The organism is Kluyvera sp. (assembly GCF_965301105.1).
Genome location: NZ_CBDKZX010000001.1, coordinates 1 through 14,604, shown reverse-complemented (window position 1 = coordinate 14,604; position 14,604 = coordinate 1). Strand labels below are relative to the sequence as shown.

Annotated in this window: 15 protein-coding genes; 7 read left to right on the top strand and 8 right to left on the bottom strand. The window is 52.9% G+C overall.

Annotated elements, in window-relative coordinates; all coding sequences use genetic code 11:
- Positions 1-79 precede the first annotated feature (79 nt).
- Complete coding sequence (locus ACW14G_RS00075) at positions 80-1,057, top strand: NAD(P)H-dependent flavin oxidoreductase (RefSeq protein ID WP_167575835.1); 978 nt, start codon at positions 80-82, stop codon at positions 1,055-1,057.
- 32 nt (positions 1,058-1,089) lie between these two features.
- Here ACW14G_RS00075 and ACW14G_RS00070 read toward each other — a convergent pair whose 3' ends face one another.
- Positions 1,090-1,470 carry a tautomerase family protein gene (locus tag ACW14G_RS00070; protein ID WP_249021802.1) on the bottom strand — a complete coding sequence of 127 codons (381 nt, stop codon included), beginning with the start codon at positions 1,468-1,470 and terminating at the stop codon, positions 1,090-1,092.
- Positions 1,461-1,784 carry a carboxymuconolactone decarboxylase family protein gene (locus ACW14G_RS00065; protein ID WP_223804186.1) on the bottom strand — a complete coding sequence of 108 codons (324 nt, stop codon included), beginning with the start codon at positions 1,782-1,784 and terminating at the stop codon, positions 1,461-1,463. The genes ACW14G_RS00070 and ACW14G_RS00065 overlap by 10 nt, the downstream gene beginning before the upstream one ends.
- A 96-nt stretch (positions 1,785-1,880) precedes the next feature.
- Between ACW14G_RS00065 and ACW14G_RS00060 the strand changes: the two genes are divergently transcribed.
- Positions 1,881-2,765: a LysR substrate-binding domain-containing protein gene (locus ACW14G_RS00060; RefSeq protein WP_249021803.1), complete on the top strand. Its 885-nt coding sequence runs from the start codon at positions 1,881-1,883 to the stop codon at positions 2,763-2,765.
- A gap of 19 nt (positions 2,766-2,784) precedes the next feature.
- Here ACW14G_RS00060 and ACW14G_RS00055 read toward each other — a convergent pair whose 3' ends face one another.
- The 5 genes from ACW14G_RS00055 to ACW14G_RS00035 all read right to left on the bottom strand — a co-directional run bounded on the left by ACW14G_RS00055 (position 2,785) and on the right by ACW14G_RS00035 (position 7,302).
- Positions 2,785-3,855, bottom strand: a complete 1,071-nt coding sequence (locus tag ACW14G_RS00055) for a protein-tyrosine phosphatase family protein (RefSeq protein WP_249021804.1) — start codon at positions 3,853-3,855, stop codon at positions 2,785-2,787.
- Between the two features lie 373 nt (positions 3,856-4,228).
- Positions 4,229-4,543 (bottom strand): non-heme iron oxygenase ferredoxin subunit, encoded by a 315-nt coding sequence (locus tag ACW14G_RS00050; protein ID WP_249021805.1) that lies wholly within the window; start codon positions 4,541-4,543, stop codon positions 4,229-4,231.
- 10 nt (positions 4,544-4,553) lie between these two features.
- The gene (locus ACW14G_RS00045) at positions 4,554-5,030 is read right to left on the bottom strand and encodes an aromatic-ring-hydroxylating dioxygenase subunit beta (RefSeq protein ID WP_249021806.1); all 477 of its coding nucleotides are present in this window, start codon (positions 5,028-5,030) and stop codon (positions 4,554-4,556) included.
- Between the two features lies 1 nt (position 5,031).
- Positions 5,032-6,291 (bottom strand): aromatic ring-hydroxylating dioxygenase subunit alpha, encoded by a 1,260-nt coding sequence (locus ACW14G_RS00040; protein WP_249021807.1) that lies wholly within the window; start codon positions 6,289-6,291, stop codon positions 5,032-5,034.
- 33 nt (positions 6,292-6,324) lie between these two features.
- Positions 6,325-7,302 (bottom strand): 2Fe-2S iron-sulfur cluster-binding protein, encoded by a 978-nt coding sequence (locus ACW14G_RS00035; RefSeq protein WP_249021808.1) that lies wholly within the window; start codon positions 7,300-7,302, stop codon positions 6,325-6,327.
- 115 nt (positions 7,303-7,417) lie between these two features.
- Here ACW14G_RS00035 and ACW14G_RS00030 point away from each other — a divergent pair, with 115 nt between their 5' ends.
- Positions 7,418-8,323 (top strand): LysR family transcriptional regulator, encoded by a 906-nt coding sequence (locus ACW14G_RS00030; RefSeq protein ID WP_249021809.1) that lies wholly within the window; start codon positions 7,418-7,420, stop codon positions 8,321-8,323.
- Here the strand turns inward: ACW14G_RS00030 and ACW14G_RS00025 are convergent.
- The gene (locus tag ACW14G_RS00025) at positions 8,313-9,119 is read right to left on the bottom strand and encodes a helix-turn-helix transcriptional regulator (protein WP_249021810.1); all 807 of its coding nucleotides are present in this window, start codon (positions 9,117-9,119) and stop codon (positions 8,313-8,315) included. The genes ACW14G_RS00030 and ACW14G_RS00025 overlap by 11 nt on opposite strands.
- A gap of 102 nt (positions 9,120-9,221) precedes the next feature.
- Here ACW14G_RS00025 and ACW14G_RS00020 point away from each other — a divergent pair, with 102 nt between their 5' ends.
- The 4 genes from ACW14G_RS00020 to ACW14G_RS00005 all read left to right on the top strand — a co-directional run.
- Entirely contained in the window at positions 9,222-9,980 is a 759-nt protein-coding gene (locus tag ACW14G_RS00020; RefSeq protein WP_249021811.1) for a class I SAM-dependent methyltransferase, read from the top strand.
- A gap of 235 nt (positions 9,981-10,215) precedes the next feature.
- Complete coding sequence (locus ACW14G_RS00015; protein WP_163445586.1) at positions 10,216-11,910, top strand: NAD-dependent malic enzyme; 1,695 nt, start codon at positions 10,216-10,218, stop codon at positions 11,908-11,910.
- Positions 11,911-12,318: 408 nt separating this feature from the next.
- Positions 12,319-14,028 (top strand): ABC-F family ATP-binding cassette domain-containing protein, encoded by a 1,710-nt coding sequence (locus ACW14G_RS00010; protein WP_455648411.1) that lies wholly within the window; start codon positions 12,319-12,321, stop codon positions 14,026-14,028.
- Positions 14,029-14,225: 197 nt separating this feature from the next.
- Positions 14,226-14,604, top strand: a 379-nt coding sequence (locus ACW14G_RS00005; protein WP_455648410.1) for an alcohol dehydrogenase catalytic domain-containing protein, incomplete at its 3' end; no start/stop codon positions are given.

The following is a 14,604-nucleotide window of genomic DNA, read 5'->3' as shown; positions in this document are numbered from 1 at the left end:
TCACTATTTTTCTGAATAATAAACCTCTCTACACTGCCCTTATTCCAGCGAATTCGCGCTGTAACAAGGAAATAACATCATGAAAAATAACCGTATATGTCAGATTTTAGGAATCGAAAAACCAGTCATTCAGGGCCCTCTTTCCTGGTTGACCGATGCGCGTCTGGTCGCTGCTGTCAGTAATGCCGGGGGCCTAGGTGTGCTGGGGCCAAATGCCGGGTTGACCGCTGAGACCGCCGTCTCAACGCCGGAAGAAACCGCAGAGAAAATGCGCGAAGAGATTCGCAAAACCAAAAAACTGACCGAAAAACCGTTCGCCGTAAACCTGATCCCTTCAGCGGAGAATGATATCTGGACACCGGGAATCCTACAGGTGATCAAAGAAGAAGCGGTAAAAGCCGTGGTTTATACTGGCTACAGCGACGGTGCGATTATTCCTGAATTGTTTGATGAGCTGAAAGCGGCCGGTATCGTCATTATCTATCGCGACATTAACCCGACGCCCGCCAACAGCCGTGCAGCGGAACATGCCGGCGCCGATATGATTGTCGCCACCGGTTTTGATGAAGGTGGCACTCTGCCAGGTACCGCGCTGGGGACGTTCTCTATTGTCCCGTTGATTGTCGATGCCGTGGAAAACGTTCCGGTTCTTGCCGCCGGCGGTATCGTTGATAAGCGTACGGCCAAAGCCGCCTATGCGCTGGGCGCTGAAGGGATATTCGCGGGTTCCGTGTTCATCAGCACCGTGGAAAACCGTGTACCGCAGTCAGTTAAAGAGAAAATTGTCGCGGCGAACGGCCTTGATTTGCGGTTGTTCCGCACCCTGCCCGACTACTATCGCTCGCTGCCTGGGAAGTTGGCAGAGAAACTGGTCGCACTCGATAAAGCAGGCGCCAGTAAAGAAGAGTTAGCCAGCGTGATGGGCGGCCTGCGTGGTTTACGCCTTGGTATGCTGGAAGGCAACACCGATGAAGGCTATATCTCACTGGGTACCGGTATTGGCGGTATCAAACAGATTCTCAGCGTCGCTGAAGTGGTCGAACAATTATCGGCATAACATAACAAGGGCAGCCTGCGCTGCCCTTTGAGTTAGGGACAAAACATTTCACCGCGGCTAAAACTCCAGTCCTCAGCCTGGTTGAACTGGATAATTATCATCACATCATCCGGTGAGATAGCCAGTTCACGTTCAAGACGTTCGTTCAGCATGCGATAAAAGCTTTGCTTTTGTTCCCGCGTTCGCGGCCGGCCTGCGGTGATCTGTATCAGGACAAATCCTTCACTACGTCCACCGCTAAGGTAGTGAGTATTGAATATGCGCTGATTGGCCGGCAATTTATCGATCAACTGAAAACAGTCTTCAACGGGAACAGCAAAGCTATCGACCAGGCTTTGATGAAGAATCGTCGACACCTTTGCTATCTGTGTATCGCTATAGATATCACCCAGCGTTATGCGCGTTAAGGGCATGATCGTTCCTCCTTTTCACTGATGCAGCCCAGCGCCGTGACGGCTGCGGGCCAGCCGATATAAAAAGCCAGATGCGTAAAGGCCTCTATGATCTCTTCCTGCTGCAGACCGTTTTGACGTGCAAAGTCCAGGTGCCAGGGTATCTGTTGTGTGCGCCCCATCGCCGCTAGCGCGGACAGGGTTATCAGGCTACGGTCGCGTGGAGAGAGGTCTTCCCTCTGCCAGATATCATTGAAAAGGAGTTGGCTGCTCACTTCGGCAAGTTTTGGGGCTATTTTTGCCAGGGTATGACGATCCAGTGATGACGACATAATGGTTCTCCGTATTGACAGTCCCCTCATACTGGCGCAACAGTAGTGTCCTGAATATCGAATAGTTCAGGACCAACCGTCCTGATAAAAAGGATGAATATGCAAAAGAGGCTTCCTGCACTGGATCTGGACGCGTTACGTAGTTTTATAACCGGTATTGAGTGCGGTAGTTTCGCCCAGGCGGCCACGCAGCTTTGCCGGTCAACATCTGCAGTCAGCGCTCAGCTCAAAAAGCTCGAGCACCAGTGCGGTACCGCGCTGGTGATGAAAAAAGGTCGTCACCTCCAGCTCACTTCTCAGGGAGAAATATTGCTGGCTTACGGACGTCGCCTGTTGGCCTTGAGCGATGAAGCACAACAAGCCATCAAAGGTGCCCAGTTACAAGGCGAAATACGTATTGGCATGCAGGAGGACTTTGGCGAGTCGTTGATGCCTGGCATTCTGGGACAATTTCATTATCAGCATCCTGACGTCAGGATCATGGCGAAAGTTGACCGTAATGACCCCTTACAGCAGGCTCTTGCTGAACAGGCTCTGGATATGGCCCTGTTCTGGCAGCCGGACCTCAGCGCAAGCGATGGCAAACTGTTAGACGTACGGCCGCTGGAGTGGATTGGCTCAGAAAATGGGGTTCTTGATCAATTACTTGCCGACGGAGAGCCCATTCCCCTGGTGATGTTTGAACACCCCTGCCTGATGCGCGCTCGTGCCACGGCAGCCCTGGATAACGCGGGAATTCCCTGGCGTGTGGTATTCGTTAGCCATAGTCTGGGCGGTATTTGGGCCGCGGTTCAGGCGGGCTTGGGGCTTGCCGTCCGTACGCGGGTCGGCATGCCAGCGAATCTAAGAACGGTAAACGCCCGACTGCCTTCGCCGGGCGTTATGGGAATCACGTTAAAACATAATCCCGCCAGTTTATCGGCACAACACCCGGCACATTTGCTACTGGAGCAACTGATTGTCCAGGCGCTAGCGGCTGCTTAACGCTAATCCTATGAAGCGCTTACGGCTGCCCTGTCCTTAACATCTCATTAAATTCGCATAGCGTTTGGTATTGTTCCAAAGTTTGCACCATCTTTCCAGAGCCCGTTTTCCGCATATTCAGAACAATATTTTCAACGCTATGTTGATTGGCGTTATCAGCTAATGCCATTGCCCCGATTAACGTACCGGTGCGGCCAACCCCGGCATTGCAATGAATCAGTGGTATTTCACTAAGATTATTATTTTCCGCGCATTTATCGCTTATTTTATTCTTGACATAACGAGTCAATTCATTTAATTCCATCACGTTAATTGAGGTTTTGTCGGGCCAATTTGTAACATGGGTAACTGAATGCGTACTTTCCTTCTGCCCATCATTAATCTTCATGCTATAATGATTTAACATTAAATTTCCAATTTGCGTGTTTACTTTTACTCTTGTATTTTTGTTAATTTTTGGCGCGATGGCAACCTGTATGCCATCATAATTCCCACTTTCACAAAAATACATAGGAAGTCCTTTATCGGCAATATCATTTGATGAGGATAACACAACGACCACTGCTGGCTTTTGCTCCAGCAACATCCGGCAATGCTCGGCCATATGATTAGCTTTGGGATACTGGCAGCGCATTGCAATTTCTTGACCGTTAATCGAAATCTTATTTGCTGGCATAGCCGTGCCGTTTGATGTTCGAATCTGTGAACATACAGCTGTACCTATATCGTTGTAACGCTGAAGATTCGGAACGGTGATATACTGAAAAGACTGCGTAAGCTCATTTATTTTATTATACTCGGCCTCCACATTATTATTTTGAGCATAATCTTTGGCGGGCAGCGCTGGAAATAAAGCATTCGTACGGGAAAGAAGATGTGCATACTTCTCTGAGCGCAGCATTTTCATACCATTATAAATAACTGGTTTATCTTTCCCCAAGTTTTCAGGGCTATTTTTCACCTCAAGTAATCTTTTGGCAAAGCAAATGTTGTTAGAGGTCTTATTCTTTTCAGCCAAACTAACTGCGGCCACAGTGCTCTTGAATAGATGAGCTTTAATGTAAAGTATGGGTGGATTCATTTTAATCATGTTATTACCATTTTTCACGCGTTGAGCTAATGCTCTGATTAAGAGGTGTGCTAGCGTTTTCCAATGCTGTAATTAACTTAGAGCCTATCTCAATCTGATGAGTCTCGATTATAGTTCTGCGTTGTGTTGCTGGCATGGTCAAACATCCTTTTCCGGGAAAAGGAATATCTTAAGTTCCCCTTCTTTGAAAAAGATATCATTTAACGATTATTCAGCCATGAGTTAATTGATTAGCGTGAGTACCTGTGCGGCAAGAGAAAAAGCAAGAAGAGAGTCTGCAACAGACATTTTCGTTCTACGAAAGCGAGGAGACCATTTCGGAATTTACTTTTTGGCAACATTTTTGGCCCGGCGAGTACCGGGCCAATGGGTATCAGGAAAACTTGAGATACACCTTTTCTTCCTCAACCTGCACCGGGTAAATCGTCACCCCCTCGGTCAATGGGCTACACATCGCTTTTCCGGTTTTGATGCAAAAACGTCCCTGATGCAACGGGCACTCAATTTCACCGTCTTCCAGAAAACCATCGCTAAGGCGAGCATTGCCGTGTGAGCAACGGTTATCGCTGGCGAAAATGCCTTCATCGGTGCGATACAGCGCAATATCGCGGCCATTAACCTCCACGCCAATCACATCATCTTCTGGCAGTTCGGCCAGCAAAGCGGCTAAGATCCAGCTATCAGACATCGTTATCCCCTTAAATTGGATAGATCAGCGAGTTGGGCACCAGTTCGCTATCAAAAATACACAGACGGCTGGCAAATCGTAGCCCTTCCGCGGTTTGGACCACCGTGTCGAGGTAGTATCCGACATTAAACATTTCGCTATGCCCATCTGATTTGGTGCGAAAAACCGCATAGTGAGTACGCGCGGTAATGCCCTTCTCGTCCATCGCCAGAATATGCGGCAGCCCCACGACGTGACGTTGGTAGTACGGATCGTGGAACAGCGTCTCGGCGATACCATAGATGCGATCCTTCAGCATCCCTTTGCTTTCCAGGTTGATGGTCGATAGCGGCAGTTGGCGATCGTAATTCTCGCGTGGAATCACCTTGTAGCAACAGTCGTCGGTAAACAGTTCTGTCCATCTCGCCCATTCTGCGCGGTCGACAATGTCGCTGTACGCCGTTTGCAGCGCGACCAACTGCTGCCAGATTTCAGGGTTAATCATCATGTTAAATCTCCAGTACGCCGCGCCAGTAGTGATACATCCCACGAATTAAACTTTCCGAAACCATATGATCGGTATTTTCATAGCCGGTACCGTTCATTTCCGCGAGCGTGCGGCGATGGTCATTGTGATGGAAGCCTTGCTGGGAGAACTCCACCACTTCGCCATCATCCGCAGACACAAAACCCGCTGGGCCGAACAGATTGGCTTGTTTAAGGCGACGTTGCGTCATTTCGTCGTCGTCATCGGCAAAGCCAAAATGGGTCCAGACGAAATCGAATTCGTTTGGGCCTCGCGGTTGGATATGGCGCACCGACATGGAGTTGACGTTCTGCTGGACCACCAGACTCGGAAACAGCGTCATCATCACCACCGTCGGGCCATTCCACCAGGGCTCTTCTACCACGTCGAGGAAACTGGCGTCGTTAAGTTGCATCTGCTCTTTAAAGCTGCTCACGCCTTGAGTGACCGCACTTTTACCGCCGTTGCCTTTACGGCTGATCATCGCCGCGTGGCGGTATTGATCATCCATAATCAACTGGGAGCGATTATCGGCGCGCCATAGTCCAAAAGTAACAAACCAGGTGTGTAGCAGGCCTGCGTGGTACGGATCTTTAATGTTCTCCTGCATCAGCTTCCAGTTACCAGGAATACGCTGACGGTTATAACCCAGTAACTTCAACTGACGACCACTGAAGACACGTTCAAAATAGGCCAGAATTTCCGGGCCCAGATACTGCTCAAGCGGCTCGACATCGTACGAAAATGAGGCGAATACCACGCCGTTATGGCAGGCGACGTTGAGTTTTTTCAGCCCGTGTTCCGCGGGGTTAAAATCTTTAGGCATCCCGCCGTTCACTTTACCATCCTGCTTGACGCCGCGGCGGAATGGCACGCCCTGCAGGTTACCGTCGAGGTCGTAATTCCATTGATGATAGGGACAGACAAAATCCGTGCGGTTGCCGGATTTTTCCCGACAGAAGCGCATTCCACGGTGGGCACAGACATTTTCAACCACGTTGATCTCGCCCTGCGGGTTGCGTACGGCAATCACCGAGCGTTCGCCCACCACGCTGCGGACAAAATCGCCCGGTTCCGGGATCTCCGCTTCCAGCGCCACGTAGCACCAGTGTTTGCCGTAGAAAATTTTCTCCAGTTCGCGCTGGTAGATATCGTCGCGGGTATAGGCCCAGTAAGGAATGCGGCTGGTGCCGTCGTCAGGCCAGAGTAAATTGCTATTGGGTGCAGAGGTGAAGCTCATCATGACTCCTTTTCGTTATCTATCCGGGAAACGACATTACGGTTGGTAATAAAACGCGTCGGCATGAATATCGTCAGCCCGCGCGCCCAGGGCGCGAGCCTGAAGGCTCATGGCTTCGACCATTGCCGGTGGTCCGGCGGGGTAAACTTTCCAGCCGGTTAAGGCGGGAAGATCCAGGGCGACAGCTGCGGGCAGTCGGCCTGTGCGGTACACTGCGGATGGGGTTTCCTGACTCAGAACGAGGTGGTAACGGAAATTGCGATAGGTTTGGGCGAGCGACTCCAACTGATCCACACCGTAGAGATCGCTAGCCCATCGGCAGCCGTAGTAAAGATGAATGGGGTTAGCCATCCCGGCTGCCAGCGCCGCACGAATAATAGAGAGTTGCGGCGCCAGGCCAGTGCCGCCGGCGACGCACAGCATTGGGCCGTCATGTTTTTGTCGCAGCCAGCTGCCACCCATCGGACCATTGAGTTTGATCATCGTCCCCGGCGTCAGGCTCTCGACCAGGCCCGGAGTGACACGCCCATCAGAGACAATGCGAATATGAAACTCCAGCTCATCGTCCTGCGGGAGCCCTGCCATTGAGTAGCTGCGCTGACCGCCGCCGGGAAACGTCAGTCTGACAAACTGTCCGGCTGACCAGGTAAAGGGTTTGGCGGGCTTCAGGCGAAGCTGCCATACGTCGTGGCACAGCGGTGAAAATGCCGTCACCGTGGTTTTTAACGTTCGCGCCGGATGCACCACGATCTCATCGGCGGGCGGCAGCTCAATGGTGCACGCCGAGTGCAGCGTGGTACAACAGGCCAGCACCTCACCCGCCGCCATTTCTGGCACATCATCCGGCAGAATTTGTTCGACGTTACCGCTAACCACCTTACAGCGACAGGTCTGACAGCGCCCCGCCATGCAGCTGTATGAGATAGGAATTTGTTGCTCGCGTAAGACGTCCAGCAGATTGCTGCCGGGGGTAGCGGTGACCTGGCGGTTAACCGGAGTGAAATCCACTTGCATCACAGTTCCTTACCTTCAATGTTGTCATTTTGTTAACAAAGCGTATAAAAAAACGGAGCGGTGAGATATGCCGTACGGTTTATAGCGGTTATTAATCGGATTGATAACGATATCTATGTCACGTTTAAACGAAGTGGATCTCAATCTTCTGGTGGTCTTTCGCCATATGTACAGCGAGCGTCATACCGGGCGTGTTGCGGAAATTATGGGGCTCACTCAGCCTTCGGTAAGCCATGCGCTAAAGCGCCTGCGTATTATGTTGGGCGATGAATTATTTGAAAAAGCGTCGCGCGGGATGCGCCCGACGCCCTATGCAGAAGCCATTGCGGGCGATGTCGATGAGGTATTGAGCACACTAGAAAAAACGCTGAACTACCGTAATACGTTCAATCCCTGTGGCAGTCAGCGAGAATTTCGCGTGGCGATGACCGACCTTGGTGAAATTTATCTGCTGCCGCGGCTGATGAATTTGCTCAGCAAAGAAGCGCCTGGGGTACGAATTACCACCGTGCGCGACACGGCGGTACCGTTAAAAATTGAGATGGAGAATGGCGGTGTCGATTTGGCCATTGGCCTGCTGCCGCAGCTCGAGGCGGGGTTTTATCAGCGCCGACTATTCGATCAGCGCTATGTGTGCCTGATGCGCAAAGACCATCCGTTGAGCACCGTTCCCTTTGATGAAGAGGCCTTCCGGGCTGCGCAGCACATCAAAGTGATGGCCCAGGATTCCGGGCATAAACGGATTTTTGAGCTATTTGCCAAAGCGGGCGTGACCGATCTGAGCCCGCTCTGCGTGCCGCATTTTATGGCAATCCCCTATATTCTCAGTGAGACCGACTTTATCGTCACCGTGACGGAGAAGCTGGCGCTGCAAACCGCGCAGCGCTTCGGGCTGATTATTCGTCCGTTGCCCTATGAGTTACCCCGTATTCAGATTAACCTGTTCTGGCACAGTCACGTTCATCAGGACGCCGCCAACACCTGGCTACGTCGTTGTTTTATGAGGCTATTTACCGAGTAACAGAATGCTGCGAATCACTCTCCGGGACCAGCATGATCATTTTTAACGCCCGGTTACTTGCCAGCTGCCAACTCAGTTGCCGATAGGTGATGTCACCTTTTACCGCATGATGAAAAACGCGTTCGCCCCCTTCACGTACAATGACCTGCTGCTGAGACCAGAATTCGCGAAAATCACGGCTGTTATCGCTCATTTGCTGCACAAACGCGTTAAGCGTACTGTCCTTCGGATAATGAATCGCATCTGAACGGAGTTCAGCGACGATACGCCGCGCACGCGCTTCCCAGTTATCGACCAGCGTGCGCGCCAGCGGATGCTGGAACATAAAAGTCATCATATTGGGTGCGGGTTCGGTGCCCAGCCAGCCGCTAAACAGCGTCTCAGCGCCTTTATTCCACGCCAGCACCTGCCAGGTGAGATCCAGCAGATAGCAAGGTTCCGAGACGTGATGCACGGTAGACAGAATCGTCTGTTCTACCGCAGGTACCTGTTCGCTGAGTGGGTCGCTCTTATGCGCCAACAAAAAGAGATATTCACGCTCTGCGGGTTTGAGCCGCAGCGCCATGGCAATACCAGAGAGCGTTTGTGCGGAAACGGTGATATCACGCCCCTGCTCCAGCCAGGTGTACCAGGTGGTACTGATACCGCTCATTTGTGCGACCTCTTCACGCCGTAGCCCCTTCGTTCTCCGGCGTGAAAGAACGGGAATGCCCAACATTTCCGGCGAGGTGCTTTCGCGCTTCACCCGTAAAAATGTCCCCAACGCTTCTGGCCCTGTCAGCCCGCTTTTGTCCATGGTAGTAACTCGATATACCAGTATAAGTGCCAATATTGTACCCGTATTAATCCCGGCGTATAGTCCGTTGTAACAAGAACATAACAACAGAGGAAGACGGGTATGAACAACCATCATGAAGCATTGGTGAAGTCACAGTTTGGCGGTCAGGCGGCGGCCTATTTACAGAGCAATGTCCACGCCCAGGGAGCCGATTTGCGGCGCCTGAGCGAATGGTTATCCGAAGATAGCGAGGCCACGGTACTGGATGTTGGCTGTGGCGCCGGGCACGCCAGTTTTACCGCCGCGACACAGGTTGCACAGGTGACGGCATACGATCTCTCTGAAGGGATGCTGGCGGTGGTTGCCGAGGAAGCGCAAAAACGTGGGCTCAACAACATTACCTGTGCGCAAGGCCCGGCAGAAATATTGCTATTTGGCGATAACAGCTTTGATATCGTTATCAGCCGCTATTCCGCCCACCACTGGCACGATATGCAGGCGGCGCTGATGGAGATTCGCCGCGTCCTGAAACCAGGTGGCCGCTTTATCATGATGGATATTGCATCACCGGGAAAAGCGATTCTGGATGTGTGGCTGCAAACCATTGAAATGCTGCGCGATCCATCGCACATTCGCAATTATTCGCAAGGCGAATGGCTGGCGATGGTCAATAACCGGGGAATGGTCGTCGATAAACTGGTTGGCGATACGCTGCACCTGGAGTTCTCCTCCTGGGTTGCGCGGATGAAAACGCCGGACAATATCATTGAGGCCATTCGTTACCTGCAAGAAAAAGTCTCTCATGAGGTACGCGAGCATTTCGCTATTGCCGCGGATGGCAGCTTCACTTCCGACACCATTATGTTCCAGGCACGCTAAAAGTGCAGGTTGTCGCCAGAATTGGCGGCAACCTCTTTTCTTACTTCAGCTTAAAAGTGACACTGTCACCACGAAAGACCATCAAACAAACCTGAAATTGCCGAGCTTTTAGGCAGTCACCCGCTTTTTTGTGCCCTTTCTATCGATTTGTCACCATCATGTTAAGCGTTGCTCTATAATCTTGCGCGCTGCACCCGCCGCTGGGTCTGGAGTGAAGATAACGGAGTTAAGTCAGATGTTACCAGGCAAGAAAAATCGTTCCCTGTATATCCCTTATGCGGGGCCGGTTCTGTTGGAATTTCCGCTGCTGAATAAAGGCAGCGCGTTCAGTATGGAAGAACGCAGCAACTTCAACCTGCTGGGGCTACTGCCCGAGGTTGTCGAGAGTATTGAAGAACAGGCCGAGCGCGCCTGGATTCAATATCAGGGTTTCAAAACTGAAATCGATAAGCATATCTACCTACGCAACATTCAGGATACCAACGAAACGCTGTTCTACCGCCTGGTTGAAAACCACCTCGATGAGATGATGCCGGTTATCTACACGCCGACTGTCGGTGCGGCCTGCGAACGTTTCTCTGAGATTTATCGTCGTGCGCGCGGCGTCTTTATCTCTTATCAGAATCGTCACAACATGGACGATATCCTGCAAAATGTGCCAAACCACAACATCAAAGTCATTGTGGTTACCGACGGAGAACGTATTCTCGGCCTGGGCGACCAGGGGATCGGCGGTATGGGGATCCCTATCGGTAAGCTTTCGCTGTACACCGCCTGCGGCGGCATCAGCCCTGCCTACACCCTTCCGGTGGTACTGGACGTCGGCACCAACAATCAACAGTTGTTGAACGACCCGCTGTATATGGGCTGTCGTAACCCGCGTATCAGCGACGAAGAGTACTACCAGTTTGTTGATGACTTTATCCAGGCCGTGAAACAGCGCTGGCCAAACGTGCTGCTGCAGTTCGAAGATTTTGCGCAGAAAAACGCGATGCCGCTGTTAAATCGCTATCGTGATGAAATCTGCTGCTTTAACGACGATATTCAGGGCACTGCGGCGGTCACCGTCGGCACGCTGATTGCGGCAAGCCGCGCGGCGGGTAGCCAGTTGAATGAGCAGAAAATTGTCTTCCTCGGGGCCGGTTCTGCGGGCTGCGGCATCGCCGAGCAGATCATTTCGCAGATGCAGCGTGAAGGTCTGAGCGAAGAACAGGCTCGCAGCCGCGTGTTTATGGTCGACCGTTTCGGTCTGCTGACCGACCAGATGCCTAACCTGCTGCCGTTCCAGAGTAAACTGGTGCAAAAACAGGAAAAAATTCACGACTGGCAGCATGACAATGAGCAGATTTCACTGCTCGATGTGGTGCGTAACGTGAAGCCGAATATCCTGATTGGCGTATCTGGTCAGACGGGCCTGTTCACGGAAGAGATTATTCGTGAAATGCACAAACACTGCCCGCGTCCGATTGTGATGCCATTGTCGAACCCGACGTCACGCGTAGAAGCCACGCCGCAGGATATCATCAGTTGGACTGATGGTCAGGCGCTGGTTGCTACCGGCAGCCCGTTCGCGCCGGTGACCTGGAAAGATAAGGTGTACCCGATCGCCCAGTGTAATAACTCTTATATCTTCCCGGGGATTGGTCTTGGCGTGATCGCTTCCGGCGCTTCGCGTATCACCGACGAAATGCTGATGTCGGCGAGCGAAACCCTGGCGAAACACTCTCCACTTGCCAATCATGGCGAAGGACTGGTGCTTCCGGAGCTGAAGGATATTCACATCGTCTCGCGTGCCATCGCCTTTGCGGTGGGTAAGATGGCGCAGCAACAGGGGGTCGCGACGAATACCTCTGCTGACGCGCTGCAAGAAGCGATTGATGAGAACTTCTGGCTGCCGGAATATCGCAGCTATCGTCGTACCTCGATTTAACCTGTCCCATTAGCCCGGCTGAGCAAGCGTGACGCCGGGTTCTTCACTCAATCTTCTGGTTGAAAACGATGTTATGCACAATGCTGAATGTGTCTTATCTTTAACACTTCATATGTATGTTGTAACTAATATCTTTGGTGGCAAAGACATTACACACCCGCTACACTGCATTCACCGAATCACCTGACATCATGAAAAGGAGGCTAATTATGCTGTACTGTGAAATTTTCAATGTTTCACATACATTTGGTGATCGCACCAGCTCAAGCGTTATCGGTATCGTGCTGCGATAACTTCTGCTTGAGCGAAGACACCAACCCCTGAAATCCCTTCTCTCGGGCTTACTGAGTTATCGTCAGCGATGTTTGACGAGGCATAAACATGCCTGTAACTCTTGGGTAAGCAACAATGAGCACTTTACTCACTGCACAATCTTTACGCGTTGATACGGCGTTTGGCACGCTCTTCGACTCACTCTCCTTTACGCTGAAAAAAGGCGACCGCATTGGCCTGCTGGGCGACAACGGCTGCGGCAAAAGTACGCTGCTGAAGGTGCTGGACGGCACAGATTCCCCTGCTGCCGGAACGGTAGCGCTGGCCGGGCACTGCCTGATGGCACGCGTGGAGCAACATCTCCCGGACGCCATTTTCCCGCTGACCATGCTGGATGCCGTACTCGCACAGCTGCCTTTTGCTGAGCGCGACAGCCAGCGCTGGAAAGCCGAAACGCTGCTGGCAAGCATGGGCTTCACGCCGCAGGATATGATGCTGCAATCCGCAACGCTCAGCGGCGGGCAGCATACGCGTCTGCTGCTGGCGCGAGCGTTGATCCACGATCCGGATCTGCTCCTGCTGGACGAACCGAGCAACCACCTCGATTTACCGACCCTGCTGTGGCTGGAACAATTCCTGCAGAACTGGTCCGGGAGCTTCGTGCTGGTCTCGCACGACAGACAGCTGCTGGATGCCGTCACCAACGGCAGCTGGATCCTGCGCGATAAGATGCTGCACTACTTCGCCCTTCCCTGCACGGCGGCACGCAAGGCGCTTGAAGCAAAAGATGAAAGCGACGCGCAGCGCCACAAGGCGGAGCAAAAGGAGATCGACCGCGTCACCGCCAGCGCGAAGCGGCTGGCGACCTGGGGAAAGGTCTACGACAACGAAGACCTTGCCCGCAAAGCCAAACAGATGGAAAAACAGGTCGAGCGGCTCAGGGAGAGCCAGACGGCGCTTACGGCGGGCAGTCAGTGGACGTTAACCCTGCGCGGCGACGCGCTGCGGGCAGACCGTCTGCTGGAACTGGAAAACCTCGACGTCCCGCCTGCGCCCGGGCTACCGCCGCTGTTTAACATCGACATGGCGCGGCTGAAAAGCGGCGATCGCGTGGCGATTGTCGGTCGTAACGGCTGCGGCAAATCGTCGCTGATGAGGCTTATCTGGCAACAGTTTGCCGATAAGCCCGCAGACAGCGGGTTGAAAATCCATCCGCGCGTGTCGCCCGGCTATTACGACCAGACGCTTAATCAACTGTCGGACTCTGCCACGCTGCTTGACGCGCTGGAGCCGTTCGCACCGGATCCGCAGAACCGCAAAATGGCGCTGATAAGCGCGGGTTTCCCGTGGGCGCGTCACGGACAAACCGTCAGCACGCTCAGCGGCGGCGAGCGCTCTCGCCTGCTGTTCGTTGGCCTGACGCGTGCCCGCTATAGCCTGCTGTTGCTGGATGAGCCTACCAACCACCTTGATATGGAAGGCAAAGCGGCGCTGGCAGAAACCCTTCAGCAGTTCGAAGGCGGCGTGCTGCTGGTCAGCCATGACCGTCAGTTAATTAGCCAAAGCTGCAACCGTTTCTGGCTGATTGAGGACGGTACGCTGAGCGAATGGCACGATGCAGAAGCGGTGTTTGAGCGGCTGCGTGAACGCGCGGGGCTGGTGACAGCCACTGCGCCCGCTGTCGCCGCGACGGTTCACCCCTCGCCGCATGACGATCTGCTTGAGCGGCTGATCGCGCTGGAAACGCTGCTGGAAGACGATCTGGCGCGCAAGCCGAAGCATCAAAAGCCGCAGCTGCAGGCGCAATGGCGTAAAGAGATTGAGGAGATAGAAGCACAGCTGTAAGTCTGCGCCCGGCGAGTACCTCGCCGGGCCAGCATTTTCCCCCCTTAATTATTAGAGGAACGCCGTATTCTTAATCTGAAATCGGCTTAAATGATGACATTATGTTGCCATTGCCTTGCATTACAGCGCCAAACCACTAATCCTTAAGGAGAATTACACCTGCTATGCAGATACTCATCATGAACAAGGAGATACACATGAAGGCTGCTGTTGTCACACAGGACCACCAGGTCAACGTTACCGAAAAAACCTTACGCCCGCTAAAGCACGGGGAAGCCCTGCTGACGATGGAGTGCTGTGGCGTATGCCATACCGACCTCCACGTGAAGAACGGCGATTTCGGCGATAAAACCGGGGTGATTCTGGGCCATGAAGGGATTGGCATCGTGAAGGAAATCGGCCCCGGTGTGAAATCACTGAAAGTTGGCGATCGTGCCAGCGTGGCGTGGTTTTTCGAAGGCTGCGGCCACTGCGAATATTGTAATACGGGCAACGAAACCCTGTGCCGCGACGTGAAAAACGCCGGTTACTCCGTTGACGGCGGCATGGCGGAAGAGTGCATCGTCACCGCTGACT